This is a genomic window from Pseudomonas sp. B2021, assembly GCF_018135665.1.
Taxonomy (GTDB): domain Bacteria; phylum Pseudomonadota; class Gammaproteobacteria; order Pseudomonadales; family Pseudomonadaceae; genus Aquipseudomonas; species Aquipseudomonas lactis.
In genome coordinates this window covers 5,695,803-5,715,356 of sequence record NZ_SMOF01000001.1, presented here as the reverse complement: position 1 = coordinate 5,715,356, position 19,554 = coordinate 5,695,803, and the positions used below count along the sequence as shown (strand labels likewise).

Here is a 19,554-nt window from a genome sequence, read left to right as displayed (position 1 = left end):
AACAATTTCGAACGAGCACTTTGAGGACAACAACATGATTATCTACGGTGTGGCTTTTTTGGCGTTCTGCACGTTGGCAGGGCTGTTTGTGGGTGAACTGCTGGGCAAGCTGTTGGGTATTCCGGCCAACGTCGGCGGGGTGGGTATTGCCATGCTGCTGTTGATCGGCCTGGGCAGCTACCTGAGCAAACGCGGCTTGTTTACCGGCAAGTCAGAGCAAGGCGTGAGTTTCTGGGCCGCGATCTATATCCCGATTGTGGTGGCGATGGCTGCCCAGCAAAACGTGTATGGCGCCATCAGCGGTGGGCCTATGGCGATTCTGGCCGGCACTCTCGCCGTGGTGCTTGGCTTTGCGCTGGTGCCGGTGCTGGTGCGTATCGGTAACCGCGAGCCGGTTGCTCCTGTTCCCACCAAAGAAGCCGGGTGATCGCCATGTACGAATCGATGATGAAAGTGATTACCGGCTACGGCTTGATCAGTGGTTTTGCCGTGATCGGCCTGACCATGTGGGTGTCCTATTGGATCTCCGATACCTTCACCAAGGGCCGCCTGCATGGTTCGGCCATTGCCATTCTGCTGGGGTTGGCGCTGTCGTATGTGGGCGGTGCGTTTACCGGTGGTTCCAAGGGCGTGGTGGATATTCCACTGTTGTCGGGCATCGGCCTGCTAGGTGGTGCGATGTTGCGGGACTTTGCCATTGTCGCCACGGCGTTTGGCGTGAGTGTCGATGAGTTGAAACGCGCCGGCTTCGTGGGTGTGCTGGCGCTGTTTGTCGGCGTGGGCTCGTCGTTCGTTGCCGGTGTAGGAGTGGCGATGGCGTTCGGGTACACCGATGCGGTAAGCCTCACCACCATCGGCGCCGGGGCCGTGACCTATATCGTCGGCCCGGTGACTGGCGCGGCGATTGGGGCCAGCTCCGAGGTGATGGCGCTGTCCATTGCCGCAGGGTTGATCAAGGCCATTTTGGTGATGGTGATGACGCCGTTCGTGGCGCCGCTGATCGGGCTGAACAACCCACGTAGCGCGGTGATCTTCGGTGGCTTGATGGGCACCTCCAGCGGCGTGGCGGGCGGCTTGGCGGCGACAGATCCGAAGCTGGTGCCTTATGGGTGTTTGACGGCGGCGTTCTATACGGCGCTGGGGTGCTTGCTGGGGCCTTCGTTGTTGTTTTTGTTGATGCGTGGGTTGGTGGGCTGACAGGTCGGGCCTCATCGCAGGCAAGCCAGCTCCCACAGGTGATCTCGGTCCGCTGTGGGAGCTGGCTTGCCTGCGATGGCGGTCTCAAACCTGGCGATTGGCATACATCCGACACTCCGCCAACAACGCCAGCAAGTTCGGGTCACGCTCCTTGGCTTTCAGGAACACCACACCGATCTGCTGCTGCAACCGATACCTGGGCTGCAGCGGTATCAGCTTCACGCGGTTCTCATACACCGCCGCGATCCGCCCAGGCAGCAGCGCATAACCCACCCCTGAACTGACCATGCTCAGCAAGGTGAAGATATCGTTCACCTGCATCGCCACCTTCGGTTCGAACCCTGCCTGATGGAACACTCGGTTGCCGTCCTGATGCGTGGCGAAGCCCTGGGTGAGGGTGATGAAGGTGGCATCGCGCACGTCGGCCAGGTCGATTTCCTGATTGCGGTCCAAGGGTGAATCGGCCGGGGTGGCGAGGAAGATGTCATCGCTGAACAGCGCGATCTGCTCGCAGTCGGGGTCGTGGGCGTGTTCGTCGAGGGAGATGAGGATCGCGTCCACCTCCATGTTCTTGAGCTTGTAGAGCAGGTCGAAGTTGGAGCCCAGGATCAGGTCGATATTCAGTTCGCTGCGCCGGATTTTCAGGCCCATGATCAGTTGCGGCACGGTTTTGACCGTCAGCGAATACAGCGAGCCGAGCTTGAAGCGTTCGGCCGAGAACCCGGCGGCTTCGCGGGTCAGGCGCACGCTGTCGACCACGTCGGCCACCAGTTTCTGCGCGCGTTCTTCGAGTACGTAGGCGCTTTCCAGCGGGGTGAGGTTGCGCCCCTCGTGTTTGAACAGCGGGCAGCGCAGGGCACTTTCCAGGGAGTGAATGGCGCGGTGCACGCTGACATTGCTGGTTTGCAGCTCGGCGGCCGCGCGGGCCAGGTTGCCGGTGCGCATGAACGCCAGGAAGATCTCCAGCTTCTTGAGGGTGAATTCTTCGTCGATCAGCATGGCCTTGGGCTCTTGTTCGATTGCACTCGATTGTGCCCGTAAACGCGGCTGTCGTCGCCGGAACGTCACGTGCCGCTTGCACTCTGATGCGCAAGGCAGGACGCTTGTCCGCCTGTTCTTGAGGGTTACGGGAGGTCAGTGACAGATGTACCACGGGGAACGATTCAACGCCTGGAGCCATTTGCTCGGTGCAGTCGCGGCCTGTATTGGCGCCGTGTGGATGTTGGTGGTGGCGAGCCTGGACGGCAGCCCCTGGAAGATCGTCAGCGTGGCGATTTATGGTTTTACCCTGATGGTGCTGTACAGCGCGTCAACGGTGTACCACAGCGTGCGGGGCCGGCGAAAAGCGATCATGCAGAAGGTCGATCACTTTTCCATTTACCTGTTGATCGCCGGCAGCTACACGCCATTCTGCCTGGTGACCCTGCGCGGGCCGTGGGGCTGGACGCTGTTCGGGATTGTCTGGGGGCTGGCGGTGATCGGCATCCTGCAGGAGATCAAGCCGCGCTCGGAGGCGCGGATTCTGTCCATCGTGATCTACGCCGTGATGGGCTGGATCGTACTGGTGGCGGTCAAACCACTGATGGCGGCGCTGGGCACGGCCGGTTTTATCTGGTTGGCGTCAGGCGGAGTGCTGTACACCGTAGGCATTATCTTTTTTGCTCTGGAGGATCGCTTGCGCCATTCCCATGGCATCTGGCATTTGTTTGTGATCGGCGGCAGCCTGCTGCATTTCGTGGCGATCATGCATTACGTGCTCTGACCTGCGGGAGGTCCAGCAACTCCCGCGCCCGGGTGCCGAAAATCTGCAGCAGGTCGGCCAACATATGCGGCGGCGGTTCGTGGGCGCGGGTCAAGGCGTACAGGGTAATCGGCAGGGGTGGCGTGAGCGTACGGATACACACGGTCGCCGTGGAGGCACTGAGGGCGGTGAAGGGGTCGATGACCGTTATGCCCGCGCCCGATTCGACCATCGCCCTGGCCAGGGAATAGGTTTGTACGCAAATGCTTATTTGTGGCGGTGGGCTGACGTTTTCCAGATAGTTGTCGAGCTTTGCAGCCAACGGATCGGCGCTGGAAAGGCCGATCAGCGACGTACTTGCCAGGTCGGCCAACGGCAGTGCCTTGTGTGATTCAGATTCAGGCCAGTAGCCTTTTGAGGCCAACGCCACCAGCGCTCCGTTCGCCAGTATCTGGGTGGTGAGGCCCGGGTGGCCGGAGAAATTGAGGGTCAACGCCAGGTCGATTTCACGCATCAGTAACTGCTGCACGAGCTCGCGGCTATGGTCGCTGGACAGCTCGCAGGCGATGTCCGGGTAGCTGCGCTTCCACTCCAGAATGGAGGGAGGCAGCAGTGACTGCGCCAGCGCGGGGATCGCCCCAATGCGCACACTTTGCTCCGGCGTATGGCGCAAGCTCTTGGCCAGCCGCTGCACCCCCTGCAGGCTCGTCGTCACTTTCTCTACTTCACTTTCCAGGGCCAGAGCTTCCGAGGTGGGCTGCAATTTGCCGCGCACCCTTAGAAACAGAGGAAAGCCCAGTTGCAATTCGGCGTGTTGCAATACCTTGGTTACCGCGGGTTGCGAGACATGAAGCAACTGCGCGGCGGCGCTGATGGAGCCCGTCTGCCGGATGGCCTGGAAGATTTCTATATGTCGCAAGCGCATGAAAGTTCATAACCTCAACTTATGGGTCGCTTACCTTTATTCATTGTTCAACTTTTGTCACTGGAACCTACTCTGGAATTCGTTTCAATCCATGTGAGGTGTCAATATGGCAAGGCGAGTATGTATCATCGGCGGCGGCGTCATTGGCTTGGCGAGTGCCTATGCATGTGTGCGTGCAGGCATGGAAGTCACCCTGGTCGAAGCGCAAAAAAAGTTGGGCAGTGCCACCAGCTACGCGAACGGTGGCCAACTGTCCTATCGCTATGTCACTCCCCTTGCCGACGCAGGTGTTCCACTCAAGGCGCTGGGCTTTCTGTTGCGTTCTGAGTCGCCGCTGAAGCTGCGGCCTCGACTTGACTCGTCGCAATGGCGCTGGCTCGCCTCGTTCATCGGGGCATGCCGCACCTCTGTCAACCGCACCAACTCCGCGCATTTGCTTCGCCTGGCGTCGATGAGCCAGGACGTGTTGAACCGTTGGCGGGTAGAGGACCATCTGGAGGGCTTCAACTGGAAACGCAATGGAAAACTGCTGACCTTCCGCTCCGAAGACAGCTTCGCAGAGGCGCGGCGCAAACTGACAGACCCCCTCCAGCAACAGGTGCTATCGGCCGAAGACTGCCGCAAGCTTGAGCCTTCGCTGATGGAGGGCACCTTTATCGGAGGTATTTACAACCCTACCGAAGAAGTCGCCGATTGCCATGCCTTCTGCCAACTGCTAGGCGGGGAATTGGAGGCGTCGGGACGTTGCCGCATTGTGTACGGACGCAAGGTGCAACGTATTCATGAGGCATTTGGTACGGTCGTGGCGGTGGAGCTTGAAGATGAAGTTCTGCCTGTAGAGAACCTCATTCTGGCGGCAGGCCATAACAGTTCGAGCCTGGGGTTGCCGGGGATGCGTTTACCGCTTTACCCCCTCAAGGGCTACAGCCTCAGTGTGCCCATCGGCGAACATCACTGTGCGCCGAAGATCAGCGTGACGGATTACGATCGCAGGACTGTTTATGCCCGAATCGGCGAGCAGTTGCGTATCGCCGCGATGGTCGACATGGTCGGCTTCAACAGCTCACCAGAGCCTAAGCGTCTGGCGGTCGTAAAACGCTTGGCCCGCCAGACATTTCCGATGGCCGGAAATTACGACGCTGCGGTTGAATGGGCAGGTATGCGGCCAGCGACGCCCACGGGCCTGCCACTGATTGGCGCCAGTTCTTATCGCAATCTGTGGCTCAACCTCGGGCACGGCGCCCTCGGTTTCACGCTTGCGTGTGCCAGTGGCCAGTTGTTGGCTGAAATGATTGCCGAACGGCCCACCTCGATCGACGCCCATGTATTTCTTCCCAGGGCGGCCTGATCGCTAATTAGCGGAGCGTACAACGATGAATAATGATGTCTGGATAGGCGTGACACCGGCTCGAACGGCAGCCCGGCCCGTGGCCAGTGGTACCGCCTGATGCCAGGAAAAGTGGTTGCCTGTCGCGTTTTCAAGGCATGTGCTTTCGTTTCGCTGGTGCTGGGAGGGCATCTGGCGCTGGCGGACGACTTCAGCGCAACCTTGAAAAAAATCACCACCACCCAACAAATTTCTGTCGGCTATCGCGATGCGTCAGTGCCGTTCTCGTATATAGGCGATCAGAGCGGCAGGCCAATGGGCTATTCGGTGGACCTCACGCACAGGATCATCGAGCGCCTTCGGGAAAAAACCGGCCTGCCGAAGTTGCGGGTGAAGTATCGCCTGGTGACGTCCCAGACCCGCATTCCATTGGTGCAGAACGGCACCGTCGACCTGGAGTGTGGCTCCACTGGGGTGACAGCCGAGCGACAGAAGCAGGTGGCGTTTTCCTATGGGTTTATCTATGTGAAAGGGCAGTTATTGACGGCCAAGGACAGTGGCATCAATGGCTTTTCTGACCTCAAGGGCAAGCACGTAGTGACTACCGCCGGCACTACCAACGAGCGGTTTCTCAAACGCTATAACGCCGAGCATCAGAGCAATATGTTCGTGATCAGCGCCAGGGATCATGGCGAAGCGTTCAAGATGCTCGAAACCGGTCGGGCGGTAGCGTTCTATATGGATGACGCCCTGCTTTACGGCGAGCGCGCCAAGGCCAGGGACCCGCATCATTGGGTGGTGGTAGGCAAGGGACAGTCGCGGGAGATCTACAGCTGCATGGTGCGCAAGGATGACCCGCAGTTCCTCGCGGTGGTCAACGAAACCCTGGGCGACCTGTACCGCTCGGGGGAAATCAACGAGATTTACCAGCGCTGGTTCGAGCAGCCGATTCCGCCCAAGGGCTTGAACCTGGAGTTCCCGATGACCAGCGAGTTGAAGGCGATCATCGCCAAGCCGGTGAGTGACCCGGTGGAATGAGCAAGTGCTAACCCGATCAAACTGTGGGAGCTGGCTTGCCTGCTCCACAGTTGATTGGGTTTACAGGGTGAGGTTAGAAGTCGCCCCACAATTGCTGGGCGACTGCCAGCGCGACGACAGGCGCGGTTTCGGTACGCAATACCCGCGGGCCGAGGCGGGCGGCGTGGAAGCCTGCACTCTGGGCCGTTTCGACTTCGTTGTCCGTCAGCCCACCCTCGGGGCCGATCAAAAACGCCAGGCTCGATGGCTTGGCGTGGCTGATCATCGGCTCTGCCACCGGGTGCAGCACCAGCTTCAAATCCGCCTCGGTTTGCTTGAGCCAGTCGGCCAGCAAGAGCGGTGGGTGTATCACCGGCACCGTCGAACGCCCACATTGCTCGCACGCGCTGATTGCCACCTGGCGCCAGTGCAGCAAGCGTTTGTCGGCGCGTTCGTCCTTGAGGCGCACTTCGCAGCGGTCGCTGAAGATCGGTGTGATCGCGTTGACGCCCAGTTCAGTGGCCTTCTGGATCGCCCAATCCATGCGCTCGCCCCGGGACAGGCCCTGGCCGAGGTGAATGTGCAGGGGAGATTCGGCCTGGCCGGCAAAGCTTTCCGTGAGTTGCACGGTGACGCGTTTTTTACCGACTTCCAGCAAGGTGCCACGAAACTCCTGGCCGGAGCCGTCGAACAATTGCACGGCATCGCCTTCACCCATGCGCAGCACGCGGCTGATGTAATGCGCCTGGGCTTCGGGCAATTCGTGGTCACCGAGGCTCAGCGGGGCGTCGGTGAAAAAGCGGGACAGTCTCATTTCTGTTCTCTGAAGAGGTTGTTTACGTAGGAGCGAGGGGGACGCCTAGTTCTTGCTCGCGAAAAATGTACATCCGACGCAGCGGTGCGCCTGGAATACCTTCGCGAGCAAGCTCGCTCCTACAAGGATTTGGGCAATCAACCCGGGTCTCGGAAGCCTGGGTGGAAGTCTTTCGGCACCGCCACACTGACCTTGCTGTTAGTGGCGATATCGATGCCTTCGCTGGCCACTTCGGCCAGAAAGTCGATCTGTTCGGGTGTAATCACATACGGCGGCAGGAAATACACCACGCTGCCCAACGGCCGCAACAACGCACCACGTTCCAACGCGTGCTCGAAGACCTTCAGGCCACGGCGCTCCTGCCATGGGTAGGCGGCTTTGGTGGCTTTGTCCTGCACCATCTCGATGGCCAGCACCATGCCGGTCTGGCGCACTTCGGATACGTGAGGGTGGTCCACCAAGTGCGTGGTGGCGGTGGCCATGCGCTGGGCCAAGGCCTTGTTGTTCTCGATGACGTTGTCTTCTTCAAAGATATCCAGCGTTGCCAACGCCGCCGCACAGGCCAGCGGGTTGCCGGTGTAGCTGTGAGAGTGCAGGAACGCACGCAGTGTGGGGTAGTCATCGTAGAACGCGCTGTAGACCTCTTCGGTGGTGACCACCGCGGCCAGCGGCAGGTAACCGCCGGTGAGGGCCTTGGACAAGCACAGGAAGTCCGGGCGGATGCCGGCTTGTTCACAGGCAAACATACTGCCGGTGCGGCCAAAGCCCACAGCGATCTCGTCGTGGATCAAGTGCACGCCATAGCGGTCGCAGGCTTCGCGCAGCAGCTTGAGGTACACCGGGTGGTACATGCGCATGCCACCGGCGCCCTGGATCAGCGGTTCGACAATCACGGCGGCAACGGTGTCGTGATGCTCGGCCAGGGTCTGTTCCATGGCCAGGAACATAGTGCGCGAGTGTTCTTCCCAGCTCATGCCTTCAGGGCGCAGGTAGCAGTCCGGGCTCGGCACCTTGATCGTGTCGAGCAGCAGCGCCTTGTAGGTCTCGGTAAACAGCGGCACGTCGCCCACCGACATCGCGGCGATGGTTTCGCCGTGGTAGCTGTTGGTGAGGGTGACGAAGCGCTTTTTATTCGGCTGGCCGCGGTTGAGCCAGTAGTGAAAGCTCATCTTCAGCGCCACTTCGATGCAGGACGAACCGTTGTCGGCGTAGAAGCAGCGGGTCAGCCCTTCGGGCGTCATTGCGACCAGGCGTTCGGACAACTCGATCACCGGTTGATGGCTGAAACCAGCGAGGATCACGTGTTCCAGCTGATCGACCTGGTCCTTGATGCGCTGGTTGATACGCGGGTTGGCATGGCCGAATACGTTGACCCACCAGGAACTGACGGCATCGAGATAGCGCTTGCCTTCGAAGTCTTCCAGCCATACGCCTTCACCGCGCTTGATGGGCACCAGCGGCAATTGCTGGTGGTCTTTCATCTGGGTGCAGGGATGCCACAGCACCGCGAGGTCGCGTTGCATCCACTGGTTGTTCAAGCCCATCGGTGATCTCCTCGAAGCGGTCCTGCGGCGGGCGCAGGCGAAACAATCGCGCAAGCCTATGCAATGGTGGCTTGGGTCACAAGCCATTGTGCGGAAATTGGCAGTAAATGCAGGACGGTCTGTCACGTTTCCCAGGGATAGTCTTAATCCCTTGTTAATTTATGATGCCTAGCCTCTTTATCGTATTTCTCGATATTTCAAAGCAAAATTTTCCGCTTTAATTCGATAGGTAAAGCGCTAGTCTTGGGCACAGTTCTTACGGGATTAAGTACATGCAGCTACGTAATTCGCCGGCCCGCTATGGTTGGGTCAGCATGGTTCTGCACTGGGGCGTAGCCCTGGTGGTGTTCGGTTTGTTTGCCTTGGGCCTGTGGATGGTCGGTCTCGATTACTACAGCGCTTGGCGCAAAGATGCGCCCGACTTGCACAAGAGCATTGGCATCACGCTGTTCGCCATCATGCTGGTGCGGATCGTCTGGCGCCTGGTCAGCCCGCCGCCGCCACCGCTGGCCAGCTATAGCCGCATGACGCGGATCGGTGCCGCATTTGGGCACGCGTTCCTTTATGTTGGGCTGTTTGCCGTGATGATTGCCGGTTACCTGATTTCCACCGCAGACGGTGTCGGTATCCCGGTGTTTGGCCTGTTTGAAATTCCTGCCGTGGTTTCCGGTCTACCGGACCAGGCAGATACCGCGGGTTGGGTGCACCTGTACCTGGCCTGGGTGTTGGTGGTCTTCGCCGGCTTGCACGGCGTGGCGGCACTGAAACACCATTTTATCGATCGTGATGCGACCCTTACGCGAATGCTGGGACGCAAAGCCTGATGTTCAACCTCGACTCACAAGGAATAGAAAGCATGTTGAAAAAAACACTCGCTGCGCTGGCAATCGGTTCTGCACTGCTGTCCGCAGGTTCGGCGATGGCCGCTGACTATGTGATCGACAAGGAAGGCCAGCACGCCTTCGTCGATTTCAAAATCAGCCACCTGGGCTACAGCTACATCACCGGCACCTTCAAGGACCTGGACGGCAAGTTCAGCTTTGACGCTGCCAAGCCTGAAGACGCCAAGGTGGAAGTGAATGTTCGCACCGCCAGCGTGTTCTCCAACCACGCCGAGCGCGACAAGCACGTCACCAGCAAGGACTTCCTGGATGCGGGCAAATTCCCTGATGCCAAGTTCGTCTCCACCAGCGTCAAGCCAACCGGCAAGAACGCTGATGGCAAGCAGACTGCCGATGTAACTGGCGACCTGACCTTCCACGGCGTGACCAAGCCTGTTGTGGTCAAGGCCACGTTCCTTGGCGAAGGCAAGGATCCATGGGGCGGCTACCGTGCCGGCTTTGAAGGCACCACCTCGATCAGCCGCAAAGAGTTCTTCCCGGCTGGCATGGACGTAGGCCCACAGTCCGACGCTGTTGAGCTGTACATCACCTTTGAAGGTGTGAAAGCGAAGTAATGCTTCGTATGTAGGAGCGAGCTTGCTCGCGAAGGCCGCAAGTGCACCGCGTTAAACCGGGATGCCCGCGTTATCGTTGACGACCTTCGCGAGCTAGCTCGCTCCTACAGGCAAAAAAAACCCGTATCTCGCGATACGGGTTTTTTTTATGCCTCGCGGTTGCGAGTCAGCAGCGCTGGTTTCTCACCACGAGGACGGCCTGGCAGTTGGTCCAACTGCTCAGGTGTCGGGAAGCGATCTGCTTTCGACTCCTTGTGGATGATCTTCGGCGCCGGGCCACCGCGCGGGTTTTGTACCGCAGGCTCGGACGAGCGAGGCTGATCGTCACGGGCCGGGCGGCGGTTGTTGCTGCGCGAGTCTTCGCGACGGGCCTGGCCGTCACGCGGTGCGCCATTACGCGGGCCGCTGCGCTTGGCAGGCGGGGTACCGGTGGTGCCGCCGCTGCTGTTGCGCGGGGCGTTCTGGCGACCGCCCTGTGGCTGGCCGCTACGTGGAGCGCCTGCGCCCTGGGCCGGAGCCCCTGGACGACGGCCACGGCCCTGGGCTGGTTTGGCCTGGGGTACGTAGTCGACGCGGTTACCGAAGTTATCGATATCGTCGTCAAGGAACTCGTCCGGGGCACGGTCGGCCGCGGCGCGTGGTGGCTGGCTCGGCTGGCGCTGTTCGCGGGCCGGGGTACCTTCACGGGGCTTCTGCTCACGGGCCGGGCGTTCGCCACGGCTGCTGGTCGCGGATTTTTCCTTGCCCTTGTCCTTGCCTTTGTCGCGACGACCACCGCCACCACCGCCGCCGTTCGGGCCATCGCCTTTGGGGCCGCGTGGGTTGCGAGGGTTGCGCACATCCGGACGCTCGCGCGCTTCTGGCTTCTCGGCCTCCACGGCGCTGGCATCGAAGCCCATCAGGTCGCCATCGGCGATTTTCTGCTTGGTCATGCGTTCGATGCTTTTCAGCAGTTTTTCTTCGTCCGGCGCGACCAACGAAATGGCCTCGCCCGAACGACCGGCACGGCCCGTACGGCCGATACGGTGCACGTAGTCTTCATCGACGTTTGGCAGCTCGAAGTTGACCACGTGTGGCAATTGGTCGATATCCAGGCCACGTGCGGCGATATCGGTAGCGACCAGGATACGCACGGTACCGGCCTTGAAGTCGGCCAGGGCTTTGGTGCGCGCGTTCTGGCTCTTGTTGCCGTGGATGGCGACGGCGGTGAGACCGTGCTTGTCCAGGTACTCGGCCAGGCGGTTGGCGCCGTGCTTGGTGCGAGTGAACACCAGCACCTGTTCCCAGGCACCGTGGGTGATCAGGTGCGCCAGCAGCGAGCGCTTGTGGCTGGCGGCCAGGCGGAACACACGTTGCTCGATACGCTCGACCGTGGTGTTCGGTGGCGTGACTTCGATGCGCTCGGGGTTGTGCAGCAGCTTGCCAGCCAGGGCAGTGATGTCCTGGGAGAACGTTGCCGAAAACAGCAGGTTCTGACGTTTGGCCGGCAGGCGGGCGAGGACCTTTTTCACGTCATGGACAAAGCCCATGTCGAGCATGCGGTCGGCTTCGTCGAGCACGAGGATTTCCACGTGGGACAAATCGACGCTGCCTTGGCCGCACAGGTCGAGCAAACGACCTGGGCAGGCTACCAGTACATCGACGCCACGGGACATGGCCTGAACCTGTGGGTTCATGCCGACGCCGCCGAAGATGCAGGCGCTGACAAACTTCAAGTCGCGGGCATACAGCTTGAAGCTGTCGTGCACTTGGGCGGCGAGTTCGCGGGTTGGGGTCAGGACCAGTACACGCGGTTGGCGCGGGCCGTGACGTTGGGATTTGTCCGGGTGACCGTTGGGAAACAACCGCTCCAGGATCGGGAGGGCGAAACCGCCGGTTTTACCAGTACCTGTCTGAGCCGCGACCATCAGGTCGCGACCTTGCAACACGGCGGGAATGGCCCGCTGTTGCACCGGAGTAGGCTCGGTATAGCCCGCTGCCTCGATGGCGCGGACTAAAGCCTCGGAGAGACCGAGGGAAGCAAAGGACATGAGTAATCCTGTTTTAGTTAGGGCTTGGCCCAAAGGGATAATCTTGCCGGGCGTGAATGGCGCTTAGGGGAGCGCAACCCCGTCCGGTCCTGCTGCGTCTGGCGGGCACTCCACCGGCTCGCGCGGGCCGCAAAGCTGCGCAGTAGCTGGGTTGGGTGCCGTTTTCAAGACCCGAGCGGCCGGGCGTAAGCCTGGCGGAAAGGCCGCAGTATAACAGAGCAATCACTGCGCGCTGCTTTCCTGCTGCTCAACGGCGTGTTCGGGAGGTGGTATGGGTGCCGTTTGCTCCTGCATCCGGCCATATTTAGCACTCAAGGTGGCATAGGCCGGCTCTTGCTTGAAGCGCTTGAGCTCGGCGGCAAAGCGTTGCACCAGCAGGTCCATGCCTGCGCCACGGCGTACCGCAAGAAATTGCTGCTGGCGACTGACCACCACCGACGCCTGGCTGACCTTACCTTCCAGGCCCAGCGCCTTGATCACGTAGTGCCCCACGCGCCGGTCAGTCACCACCATATCGACGCGCCCCAGCATGAGTTTGCCAAAATTGGCTTCATGGCTGGGCGCAGGTTCACGCTGGAAGGTGTTGGACCCACTGAACGCGTCGCCATAGAGGTAGCCGGGGGAAACACCGACCGTCAGGCCACGCAGGTCGTCGAGGGTGGCGGCGGGGTGGGGGCGGTCGTTGGCATAGAACAAGACAAATTCGACTTCCGACAACGGCTCACTGGGATAGAGCAGCAAGGCGTCGCGCTCCTGGCTGTGGAAAATATCCAGCGCGCCGTCGGCGTGGCCCTGATCGAGCATCGCCAGGCAGCGCTTCCAGGGCAGGAACTGCCATTGCACCTCCACCCCCAGGCGCTGGAACACGATCACCGTGGTTTCATAATCCAGGCCGGCCATGACGCCGTTGTCTTCGTAGACATAGGGTGCCCAGGGTTCGGTGACAATGCGCAGTTTCTCGCCATGAGCGGCCAGGCTCAGGCAAGAAAACAACACAGCGGTGAACAGCTTGAAGAAGACGGGCATACCCTGAGGTTACGACGCTGTCCACAGAAAGAGAAGCTCTGGCACGCGCATTGGCGGGCGGTCTTACTTCGCGGGAGCGTTCAGCAGGTGTTCGTGGATCGCGGCGCGGCGCTCACCCAGAATCAAACGCACCACGGGGTTGGCGAACCAGTGTTCCAGCTGGTGGGCATCAAGCGGGCGCTTCTGGCGTTCTTCCTGGTTTTGTCGGGCCTTGTCCCACCACACCGGGCCGCAGGCCTGGTCGAACTCGTTTTCGTGTTCGTAGCAGCCGTAGAGGATTTCGCGGATGAACTGTTGCTGGTGCTTGGGCAGCAGCAGGGTGATCAGCTTGTACATCAAGCGCTGAAAACGCGGCGGGCGCGGTAGGTGCGAGGAGACCTGGCGCGTATCGGCCAGGGCTTGTGCGCTGGTGGGCGCGCTGGCGTGCTTGGCGATCCACGCCTTGACCTTGGCCCGGAACAGCTGTTTGCGGCTCCAGTAATGGTGGATCAGGTCCGGGCACTCGCGCACCTTGACGGTGCGGTAGGCGGCGATGGACAGGCAGAACTCTTCAAGGGTGTACGCGCCCTGGGCATGGGGAAACAGTTCATCCATCAACTCGATGGAGCGGTCGAGGATGTGCGCATCCTGTTGGGTCAGGCCCATGACGCCGGAGTTGAGGGTCATCATGTCATCGTCAGCCACGCCCATGTCCAGCAGGCGCTGGCGTAGGGCGGTGTACAGGATGCTTTCGTGGTTGTCGCCGTATTTGGTGTAGAAGGCGTTGCACAGCAGGGTGCCGGGCTGTACGCGTTCGAACAGGGCCATGGGCGAATGATGGAAGAAGGTGTCAGTGTCGATGAGCAGTGCCACCGGGGATTCTTGCAGCACCTGGCGCAGCACTACGTGTTTGGTGCGAAAGTGATAGCCGTGGGGCTCGCTCCAGCGTTTGCGGGTGGCCTCGTCCAACGGTCGGACGCGCACCGGCAGCAAGCGATAAGGCTCGGGGTTGTCGCTGAATACCTGAATGTCGATGTTCGCGTCCGGCGTGTCCTGCAGGAACGCCAGTGCGCTGGCGATGCTGAATACCGCTTCCTGATGGTAGGTGTCGGCGCCGAAGACCAGGTAGACCAGTTGCGGGCGGGACGTCGGGGGCACTGTATTCATGGACTGCGGGGTTCCGTGGGTAACGTAAAACGACAAAGGCCCTCGTCAGAACGAGGGCCTTGGCACAACTGGGCAAGCGTTAACGTGGCAGCTTGAGGTTGTTCCAGATGGCAAGGCTGGGTTCAGCCTGGTTCAGGGTATAGAAATGCAACCCTGGTGCACCACCTTGCAACAATTGCTCACACATCTCGGTGATGACCTGCTCGCCGAACGCCTGGATGCTTTTGACGTCATCGCCATAGGCTTCCAGCTGCTTGCGCACCCAGCGTGGGATCTCGGCGCCGCAGGCGTCGGAGAAGCGCGCCAACTTGCTGTAATTGGTGATCGGCATGATGCCCGGCACGATCGGGATATTCACGCCCATCGCCCGTACACGCTCGACGAAGTAGAAGTAGCTGTCGGCGTTGAAGAAATACTGGGTGATTGCGCTGTCGGCGCCGGCATTGGCCTTGCGCACGAAGTTCTGCAAATCGTCTTCGAAATTGCGCGCCTGGGGGTGCATCTCCGGGTAAGCGGCCACTTCGATATGAAAGTGATCACCACTTTCTTCGCGGATGAAACTCACCAGGTCGTTGGCGTAGCGCAGCTCACCGCTGGCCATGCCCATACCCGATGGCAGGTCGCCACGCAGGGCAACGATGCGCTTGATGCCGGCGGCTTTGTATTGGGTCAGCAGGCTACGCAGGTCGGCTTTGCTGTCGCCCACGCAGGACAAATGCGGAGCGGCGGGAACTTTGACTTCACTTTCCAGCTGCAACACGGTGTTGATCGTGCGATCACGGGTCGAACCGCCAGCGCCGTAGGTGCAGGAGAAGAAATCAGGGCTGAAGCTGGCCAACTGCTTGGCAGTAGTCATCAGTTTTTCATGCCCAGCATCGGTCTTGGTCGGGAAGAACTCGAAGCTGTAGCGACGGTCTTGGGACATGGTCATACCCTTGGAAACTCGAAAGCCTGGAAGGCATACGCAATCGATGCGGGTGCCTGGCTTTCTGTGGGAGCTGGCTTGCCTGCGATAGCATCAGCTCGGTGTTATTGGAACACCGAGGCGTCTGCATCGCGGGCAAGCCCGGCTCCCACAGAAGAGCCGGCGCCAGCAAGGCCGATCAGTAGCGGTAAGCGTGCGGCTTGAACGGACCTTCAACCGTCACGCCGATGTAGTCGGCCTGGGTCTTGGTCAGTTGAGTCACCACGCCGCCGAAGCCGCGGACCATTTCCAGGGCCACTTCTTCGTCGAGTTTCTTGGGCAGTACTTCCACGGTCAGGCGCTCGGCTTTCTGGGCGGGCGACAGGTCGGCGTACTTCTGTTCGAACAGGAAGATCTGCGCCAGCACCTGGTTGGCGAACGAGCCATCCATGATGCGGCTTGGGTGACCAGTGGCGTTGCCCAGATTCACCAGGCGGCCTTCGGCCAGCAGGATCAGGTAGTCATCGTTCTGTGGGTCGAAATCACCAGCGCCGGTACGGTGAACCTTGTGTACCTGCGGCTTCACTTCTTCCCATGCCCAGTTCTTGCGCATGAAAGCTGTGTCGATTTCATTGTCGAAGTGACCGATGTTGCAGACAACGGCGCGCTTCTTCAGGGCCTTGAGCATGTTCGCATCGCACACATTCACGTTACCGGTGGTGGTGACGATCAGGTCGATCTTGCCCAGCAGGGCTGCGTCGATGCAGGCGGAGGTGCCGTCGTTCTGGCCGTTGATGAACGGCGAAACCACTTCGAAACCGTCCATGCAGGCTTGCATGGCGCAGATCGGGTCAACTTCGGAGACCTTGACGATCATGCCTTCCTGACGCAGGGACTGGGACGAACCCTTGCCCACGTCACCGTAGCCGATCACCAGGGCTTGCTTGCCCGACAGCAGGTGGTCGGTGCCGCGCTTGATCGCATCGTTCAGGCTGTGACGGCAGCCGTACTTGTTGTCGTTCTTGCTCTTGGTCACCGAGTCGTTGACGTTGATGGCCGGGATTTTCAGCTCGCCCTTGGCCAGCATGTCCAGCAGGCGGTGTACGCCGGTGGTGGTCTCTTCGGTCACGCCGTGGACGCGATCGAGGATCTGCGGGTACTTCTTGTGCAGCAGCTCGGTGAGGTCGCCGCCGTCGTCCAGGATCATGTTGGCATCCCAAGGCGCGCCATCTTTGAGGATGGTTTGCTCCAGGCACCACTCGTACTCTTCTTCGGTCTCGCCTTTCCAGGCAAATACCGGGATACCGGCGGCTGCGATAGCGGCAGCGGCCTGGTCTTGAGTCGAGAAGATGTTGCACGACGACCAACGCACTTCGGCACCCAGGGCAACCAGGGTTTCGATCAGCACGGCAGTCTGGATGGTCATGTGGATGCAGCCGAGGATCTTCGCGCCCTTGAGCGGCTGCTCAGCGGCGTACTTGCGACGCAGGCCCATCAGGGCTGGCATTTCGGATTCGGCGATAAAGGTTTCGCGACGGCCCCAGGCAGCCAGGGACATATCGGCGACTTTGTAGTCATTGAAATCAGCAGGCGTCATTACAGCGCTCATAGAGAGCCTCCATTCGTAGGGTGCGAATGGGCGCCGTTGTGCGTTTAGTATCAGGCCAGGGCAACCAGGCCGGACAACGCCCCATCCGAGCCTGACAGGTTGAACCTGCTGCAGCGCCCCTCGGACAGGTGGCGGGAGAACGGTATCAATCGAAGATGACCGTTTTGAAGCGGAGGCGATTATAGCCGTGTCAGCGGCACTTCCCAAGCCTTTCTATCCGGCGGCATGAAGATCGCTCATGGGCCTGATAGCTAATGGCTCATAGAGCTTGGGCCCTGGCTCTGCCATGATGTTGCCCATCATTTGGCAAGACGCTTTGGAGTGATCATGAACTTCCACACCCGCAAATGGGTAAAACCCGAAGACCTCAACCCCAACGGCACCCTGTTCGGCGGCAGCCTGCTGCGCTGGATCGACGAAGAAGCGGCCATCTACGCCATTGTCCAACTCGGCAACCAGCGCGTGGTCACCAAGTACATCTCGGAAATCAACTTTGTCAGCGCCTCGCGCCAGGGCGACATCATCGAACTGGGCATCACCGCCACCGAGTTCGGCCGCACCTCCATCACCCTGACCTGTGAAGTGCGCAACAAGATCACGCGCAAAAGCATCCTGACCGTGGAAAAAATGGTCTTCGTCAACCTGGGCGAAGACGGTTTGCCGGCGCCCCATGGCCGTACCGAAATCAAGTATGTGAAGGACCAGTTCAAGGACGACAGTCTTCCCGAGTAACAACTGCACGGCGTGATTTGCGTTACCAAATCATTTCACATGGATCTATCCGAGGCTCTCTCATCACTCAGGCCTACACCCTGTAGAGAGAGCCTCGCGTATGAAAGTCTCCAGTTCTGTTGTAGAAAACCAGCCCCCTCTGCCTCGAACCACCGACCAGGATGTAAAGACGCCTCTGGTCAAAGGTGTGGGCGAGCGCAACCTGAGTATTTATCGTCACAGCGATGGACGTGTGGAGGTGGTGCTGTCACCGCCGCCGCCTGCTCACTTGGTGCTCAGTGGCGGTGGCGCCAAGGGCATCGCCTTTCCAGGCATGGTGCAGGCGCTTGAAGAGGCCGACAAACTCAAAGGCGTCAAAGTGGTTTCCGGCTCTTCTGCCGGCGCGATTTCCGCAGCGCTGCTCGCCAGCGGCATGGATGCCAAGGCCTTTACGCAACTGTCGAATAACCTTGACCTGCCCAGCTTGCTCAACAGCAAAGACCCGGTCATGTCTTGGTTGCAGGACGCCAGTTCCAAGCTCGGCAAGCTCGCCGGCAGTTTGCCTGGGCCGGCCGGTAACATCTCTCAACTGTTGCTGACGCTGTTGCCGCGTCTGCAAACCGAGGGGCAGCCTTTGGAGGACTTGATTCGTAACGAGTCACGTAAGTCTGTTCTCGCTCATATCGCGGGCATGCCAGCGGCAAACCGACCGCCCGAGGTCACGGAAATTGCCGACCGGCTAAGCGCTGGCGGAGGGCCGACGTTTCGCGACTTGGAAATTTTGAGCCGGCATATTCCGGCGATCAAGCAACTGAACATCACCGGCACGGGCATGTTCGATGGTCGCCCGCAGTTGGTGACATTCAATGCCAGCCTCACACCGGATATGGATATCGCCCGCGCCGCGCTTATTTCGGGGGCGCTGCCTGGGTTGTTCAAGAGCCCTTCCGAACAGGGCCACGGGTTTCAGGCTGCTTCAGAGGTCACGGCGTTTCAGGACGGTGGTTTGCTCCTCAATACCCCGGCGCCAGGCATTATTGAGCGTTCTTTCCCGGAAAGCCCCCTGGGCAAGGACGAAGCCCTGATCGTCAAGTTCGAGTCTGACAAACCATCAGCCCCCCCAAAAAGCGGAGGTTTTTTCAGCTCCCTGGTCGACACGATCACCGGCACGCCACACACCGCGGCTGAAAGCTATCAGGATGACCGGCTCAAAACGTATTCGGAGCAAACGGTAACGCTGCCACTGAACTCGGGCAAAGGCGACTTTCGCGGCCTGCTCAATGGCACCGTCAACTTCACCATGACCCCTGAGCAGAAACAGCATTTGCAGTCCCAGGCCCGCCAGGCGGTGTCAGGGCATCTGCAAAAACGTGAGCTGGAGCGTGAGCGTCATGAATTCCCCTCGATGAACGACGCCGTGATGGCTATGGATGATCAAATGCTCGCCAGCGTGCAGGTTGATCTGCAAAAGGACCCGGCCGGCGCCGAGGCGTTGCGTTTTCGCAAGGACGCACAGCAGGCGTTACAGGCGTTGGACACTGCGATTGCCGAGGCGAATCAATCCAGCACGTCGCTGGTGATTACGCCAAAAATAGCCTCGGCACTGCGCAATCTAGACGCCCTCGCTCGTAGGCCCGAGGATATCGAATGGCTGGGCAAGCGCCTGAATGCGCCAGGCCAGCGCAATTTTCAGCAACTGCTGCAGGTGGGCGCCAAACTGGCGTCGGGCAATGGCTCAGGCATGTCCAAGGTGTTAACGAGCGCCGTTGGCGAAATGCAAAGACGCGATATTGGGGTAAAGGCAGAGAATTTTATCCGCGAAGTCATTTATCCCTCGCTATACCGCCCTGGCCAGCCGGCTGCCAACGTAGAGTTATTGCAACGCGCGGTGCGTGATTTGGGCGAGGCGACGACGCCAGCGGAGTTTAACCGTGTGCTTGATGGCATCGTCAAACACTACCGGGCGCGTAATAAACCCTGGAGTACATCCTTGAGCTCTACCACTGTGGAGCAGGCCAAGGCCTGGCGTATTCCGGTTTAGTTGCGGTGCCACTGAACAGCCATCGTCGCGGCGTGTCGTAGCTACAGGCACCCCTTGGACTCTGGT

General features: G+C 60.1%; 18 protein-coding genes and 1 riboswitch. Of the genes, 9 read left to right on the top strand and 9 right to left on the bottom strand.

The genetic code is table 11. The features are described 5' to 3' along the window. Positions 1 to 34: 34 nt before the first annotated feature. Positions 35 to 427: a malonate transporter subunit MadL gene (gene madL, locus E1K68_RS25865; RefSeq protein ID WP_003195024.1), complete on the top strand. Its 393-nt coding sequence runs from the start codon at positions 35 to 37 to the stop codon at positions 425 to 427. Positions 428 to 432: 5 nt separating this feature from the next. Further along, complete coding sequence (gene madM / locus E1K68_RS25860) at positions 433 to 1,197, top strand: malonate transporter subunit MadM (RefSeq protein WP_032897715.1); 765 nt, start codon at positions 433 to 435, stop codon at positions 1,195 to 1,197. A gap of 84 nt (positions 1,198 to 1,281) precedes the next feature. Here madM and E1K68_RS25855 read toward each other — a convergent pair whose 3' ends face one another. Continuing rightward, positions 1,282 to 2,196 carry a LysR substrate-binding domain-containing protein gene (locus E1K68_RS25855; protein ID WP_003195021.1) on the bottom strand — a complete coding sequence of 305 codons (915 nt, stop codon included), beginning with the start codon at positions 2,194 to 2,196 and terminating at the stop codon, positions 1,282 to 1,284. Positions 2,197 to 2,341: 145 nt separating this feature from the next. Between E1K68_RS25855 and E1K68_RS25850 the strand changes: the two genes are divergently transcribed. After that, entirely contained in the window at positions 2,342 to 2,959 is a 618-nt protein-coding gene (locus tag E1K68_RS25850; protein WP_003195019.1) for a hemolysin III family protein, read from the top strand. Here the strand turns inward: E1K68_RS25850 and E1K68_RS25845 are convergent. After that, the gene (locus E1K68_RS25845; protein WP_034133974.1) at positions 2,940 to 3,863 is read right to left on the bottom strand and encodes a LysR substrate-binding domain-containing protein; all 924 of its coding nucleotides are present in this window, start codon (positions 3,861 to 3,863) and stop codon (positions 2,940 to 2,942) included. The genes E1K68_RS25850 and E1K68_RS25845 overlap by 20 nt on opposite strands. Before the next feature lie 106 nt (positions 3,864 to 3,969). On the opposite strand from E1K68_RS25845, the gene E1K68_RS25840 reads away from it, so the two are divergent. Both E1K68_RS25840 and E1K68_RS25835 read left to right on the top strand, forming a co-directional pair. Then, on the top strand, positions 3,970 to 5,211 hold the full coding sequence (locus tag E1K68_RS25840; protein ID WP_003195011.1) for a D-amino acid dehydrogenase: 1,242 nt from the start codon (positions 3,970 to 3,972) through the stop codon (positions 5,209 to 5,211). A 99-nt stretch (positions 5,212 to 5,310) separates the two neighbouring features. Next, entirely contained in the window at positions 5,311 to 6,228 is a 918-nt protein-coding gene (locus E1K68_RS25835; protein ID WP_003195009.1) for a transporter substrate-binding domain-containing protein, read from the top strand. 73 nt (positions 6,229 to 6,301) lie between these two features. On the opposite strand, the gene E1K68_RS25830 is transcribed toward E1K68_RS25835, so the two are convergent. Both E1K68_RS25830 and E1K68_RS25825 read right to left on the bottom strand, forming a co-directional pair. Then, entirely contained in the window at positions 6,302 to 7,021 is a 720-nt protein-coding gene (locus E1K68_RS25830) for a 16S rRNA (uracil(1498)-N(3))-methyltransferase (RefSeq protein WP_003195008.1), read from the bottom strand. A 137-nt stretch (positions 7,022 to 7,158) separates the two neighbouring features. Next, the gene (locus E1K68_RS25825; protein ID WP_003195006.1) at positions 7,159 to 8,565 is read right to left on the bottom strand and encodes an adenosylmethionine--8-amino-7-oxononanoate transaminase; all 1,407 of its coding nucleotides are present in this window, start codon (positions 8,563 to 8,565) and stop codon (positions 7,159 to 7,161) included. Between the two features lie 272 nt (positions 8,566 to 8,837). Here E1K68_RS25825 and E1K68_RS25820 point away from each other — a divergent pair, with 272 nt between their 5' ends. Both E1K68_RS25820 and E1K68_RS25815 read left to right on the top strand, forming a co-directional pair. Further along, the gene (locus E1K68_RS25820; RefSeq protein WP_034116206.1) at positions 8,838 to 9,389 is read left to right on the top strand and encodes a cytochrome b; all 552 of its coding nucleotides are present in this window, start codon (positions 8,838 to 8,840) and stop codon (positions 9,387 to 9,389) included. Positions 9,390 to 9,421: 32 nt separating this feature from the next. Beyond that, entirely contained in the window at positions 9,422 to 10,021 is a 600-nt protein-coding gene (locus tag E1K68_RS25815) for a YceI family protein (RefSeq protein WP_094773907.1), read from the top strand. Between the two features lie 146 nt (positions 10,022 to 10,167). On the opposite strand, the gene E1K68_RS25810 is transcribed toward E1K68_RS25815, so the two are convergent. The 5 genes from E1K68_RS25810 to ahcY all read right to left on the bottom strand — a co-directional run bounded on the left by E1K68_RS25810 (position 10,168) and on the right by ahcY (position 16,736). Next, on the bottom strand, positions 10,168 to 12,051 hold the full coding sequence (locus tag E1K68_RS25810; protein ID WP_003194998.1) for a DEAD/DEAH box helicase: 1,884 nt from the start codon (positions 12,049 to 12,051) through the stop codon (positions 10,168 to 10,170). Between the two features lie 222 nt (positions 12,052 to 12,273). Then, positions 12,274 to 13,077, bottom strand: a complete 804-nt coding sequence (locus E1K68_RS25805; protein WP_212614818.1) for a transporter substrate-binding domain-containing protein — start codon at positions 13,075 to 13,077, stop codon at positions 12,274 to 12,276. Between the two features lie 63 nt (positions 13,078 to 13,140). Beyond that, positions 13,141 to 14,223 (bottom strand): hypothetical protein, encoded by a 1,083-nt coding sequence (locus tag E1K68_RS25800; protein ID WP_003194994.1) that lies wholly within the window; start codon positions 14,221 to 14,223, stop codon positions 13,141 to 13,143. A 79-nt stretch (positions 14,224 to 14,302) separates the two neighbouring features. Next, positions 14,303 to 15,148 (bottom strand): methylenetetrahydrofolate reductase [NAD(P)H], encoded by an 846-nt coding sequence (metF, locus tag E1K68_RS25795; RefSeq protein ID WP_003194992.1) that lies wholly within the window; start codon positions 15,146 to 15,148, stop codon positions 14,303 to 14,305. A gap of 178 nt (positions 15,149 to 15,326) precedes the next feature. Beyond that, the gene (gene ahcY, locus E1K68_RS25790; RefSeq protein WP_003194990.1) at positions 15,327 to 16,736 is read right to left on the bottom strand and encodes an adenosylhomocysteinase; all 1,410 of its coding nucleotides are present in this window, start codon (positions 16,734 to 16,736) and stop codon (positions 15,327 to 15,329) included. 21 nt (positions 16,737 to 16,757) lie between these two features. Further along, a riboswitch (S-adenosyl-L-homocysteine riboswitch) is annotated at positions 16,758 to 16,864 on the bottom strand. Between the two features lie 199 nt (positions 16,865 to 17,063). Between ahcY and E1K68_RS25785 the strand changes: the two genes are divergently transcribed. Together E1K68_RS25785 and E1K68_RS25780 are read left to right on the top strand one after the other, a co-directional pair. Further along, positions 17,064 to 17,468 carry a hotdog domain-containing protein gene (locus E1K68_RS25785; RefSeq protein ID WP_003194988.1) on the top strand — a complete coding sequence of 135 codons (405 nt, stop codon included), beginning with the start codon at positions 17,064 to 17,066 and terminating at the stop codon, positions 17,466 to 17,468. A gap of 100 nt (positions 17,469 to 17,568) precedes the next feature. Next, the gene (locus tag E1K68_RS25780) at positions 17,569 to 19,488 is read left to right on the top strand and encodes a patatin-like phospholipase family protein (protein WP_212614817.1); all 1,920 of its coding nucleotides are present in this window, start codon (positions 17,569 to 17,571) and stop codon (positions 19,486 to 19,488) included. Positions 19,489 to 19,554 lie beyond the last annotated feature (66 nt).

Coding starts and splice junctions, on each gene's coding strand:
- E1K68_RS25820 (WP_034116206.1), top strand. CDS start 8,838: ATGCAGCTACGTAATTCGCCGGCCCGCTATGGTTGGGTCAGCATGGTT.
- E1K68_RS25845 (WP_034133974.1), bottom strand. CDS start 3,863: ATGCGCTTGCGACATATAGAAATCTTCCAGGCCATCCGGCAGACGGGC.
- E1K68_RS25840 (WP_003195011.1), top strand. CDS start 3,970: ATGGCAAGGCGAGTATGTATCATCGGCGGCGGCGTCATTGGCTTGGCG.
- E1K68_RS25785 (WP_003194988.1), top strand. CDS start 17,064: ATGAACTTCCACACCCGCAAATGGGTAAAACCCGAAGACCTCAACCCC.
- E1K68_RS25800 (WP_003194994.1), bottom strand. CDS start 14,223: ATGAATACAGTGCCCCCGACGTCCCGCCCGCAACTGGTCTACCTGGTC.
- E1K68_RS25850 (WP_003195019.1), top strand. CDS start 2,342: ATGTACCACGGGGAACGATTCAACGCCTGGAGCCATTTGCTCGGTGCA.
- E1K68_RS25815 (WP_094773907.1), top strand. CDS start 9,422: ATGTTGAAAAAAACACTCGCTGCGCTGGCAATCGGTTCTGCACTGCTG.
- E1K68_RS25810 (WP_003194998.1), bottom strand. CDS start 12,051: ATGTCCTTTGCTTCCCTCGGTCTCTCCGAGGCTTTAGTCCGCGCCATC.
- E1K68_RS25830 (WP_003195008.1), bottom strand. CDS start 7,021: ATGAGACTGTCCCGCTTTTTCACCGACGCCCCGCTGAGCCTCGGTGAC.
- madM (WP_032897715.1), top strand. CDS start 433: ATGTACGAATCGATGATGAAAGTGATTACCGGCTACGGCTTGATCAGT.
- E1K68_RS25805 (WP_212614818.1), bottom strand. CDS start 13,077: ATGCCCGTCTTCTTCAAGCTGTTCACCGCTGTGTTGTTTTCTTGCCTG.
- ahcY (WP_003194990.1), bottom strand. CDS start 16,736: ATGAGCGCTGTAATGACGCCTGCTGATTTCAATGACTACAAAGTCGCC.
- E1K68_RS25835 (WP_003195009.1), top strand. CDS start 5,311: ATGCCAGGAAAAGTGGTTGCCTGTCGCGTTTTCAAGGCATGTGCTTTC.
- E1K68_RS25780 (WP_212614817.1), top strand. CDS start 17,569: ATGAAAGTCTCCAGTTCTGTTGTAGAAAACCAGCCCCCTCTGCCTCGA.
- E1K68_RS25825 (WP_003195006.1), bottom strand. CDS start 8,565: ATGGGCTTGAACAACCAGTGGATGCAACGCGACCTCGCGGTGCTGTGG.
- metF (WP_003194992.1), bottom strand. CDS start 15,148: ATGTCCCAAGACCGTCGCTACAGCTTCGAGTTCTTCCCGACCAAGACC.
- E1K68_RS25855 (WP_003195021.1), bottom strand. CDS start 2,196: ATGCTGATCGACGAAGAATTCACCCTCAAGAAGCTGGAGATCTTCCTG.
- madL (WP_003195024.1), top strand. CDS start 35: ATGATTATCTACGGTGTGGCTTTTTTGGCGTTCTGCACGTTGGCAGGG.